This is a genomic window from Martelella sp. UBA3392 (assembly GCF_002358775.1).
Classification (GTDB): domain Bacteria; phylum Pseudomonadota; class Alphaproteobacteria; order Rhizobiales; family Rhizobiaceae; genus Martelella; species Martelella mediterranea.
The window spans coordinates 12737-13921 of record NZ_DEPM01000140.1 but is presented as its reverse complement, the minus strand read 5'-3'; the positions used below and the strand labels follow the sequence as shown (position 1 = coordinate 13921).

The 1185-nt window shown below is 64.1% G+C and carries 1 protein-coding gene; it reads left to right on the top strand.

The features are described 5' to 3' along the window. Positions 1-1023, top strand: a 1023-nt coding sequence (locus B4E36_RS10360; protein ID WP_345900312.1) for a 3-deoxy-7-phosphoheptulonate synthase class II, incomplete at its 5' end; no start/stop codon positions are given. Positions 1024-1185 lie beyond the last annotated feature (162 nt).

Below are 1185 nucleotides of genomic sequence, written 5' to 3'. Positions count from 1 at the left end.
TCCAGCCCGAACGAGACGATCAACGGGGTGACGCTGCCGAGCTATCGCGGCGACATCATCAACGGCATCGATTTCACCGAGGAAGCCCGCATTCCGGATCCGCAGCGCCAGTTGATGGCCTACCGCCAGTCGGCGGCGACGCTGAACCTGCTGCGTGCCTTTTCCATGGGCGGCTATGCCAATCTGGAAAACGTCCACCAGTGGATGCTGGGCTTCGTGAAGGATTCGCCGCAGGGCGAACGCTACCAGAAGCTTGCGGACCGACTGTCGGAAACCATGTCGTTCATGCGCGCGATCGGCATTCGCGCGGAAAACAACCACGCGCTGTCCGAAACCGATTTCTTCACCAGCCATGAGGCGCTGCTGCTTGGCTATGAAGAGGCGCTGACCCGCGTCGATTCGACCTCGGGCGACTGGTACGCGACGTCGGGCCACATGATCTGGATCGGCGACCGCACCCGCCAGGCCGATCACGCCCATATCGAATACGCCCGCGGTATCAAGAACCCGCTCGGCCTCAAATGCGGCCCCTCGCTGGCCGAGGACGACCTGCTGCGGCTGATCGATGCCGTGAACCCGGAAAACGAGGCCGGCCGGCTGACGCTGATCTGCCGCTTCGGCCACGACAAGGTCGCCGACCACTTGCCGCGTCTGATCCGCGCGGTCGAGCGCGAGGGCAGGAAGGTGGTCTGGTCCTGCGACCCGATGCACGGCAACACTATCACGCTCAACTCCTACAAGACCCGGCCGTTCGAGCGGATCCTGTCGGAGGTCGAGAGCTTCTTCCAGATCCACCGCGCCGAGGGCAGCTATCCGGGCGGCATCCATATCGAGATGACCGGCAAGGACGTGACCGAATGCACCGGCGGCGCCTGGGCGCTGACCGGCGACGACCTGCACGACCGCTACCACACCCATTGCGACCCGCGCCTCAACGCCGACCAGGCGCTGGAACTCGCCTTCCTGCTCGCCGAGCGGATGAAGACGGCGTATGAGGAAAAGAAGCTCGCGATCAACGAGTGAGGGCTACCAGCCCTCAGGGCGCATCGCCGCATAGCCCCCAATCGATCTCCCCCCTTGAGGGGGAGATGTCGCGAAAGCGACAGAGAGGGGTAAAGGGCGCAAGCCCTAAAAGCCGCGTTTGTCGAGAGGGTTCACCCCTCTCTGCCCCTGTCGGGGCATCTC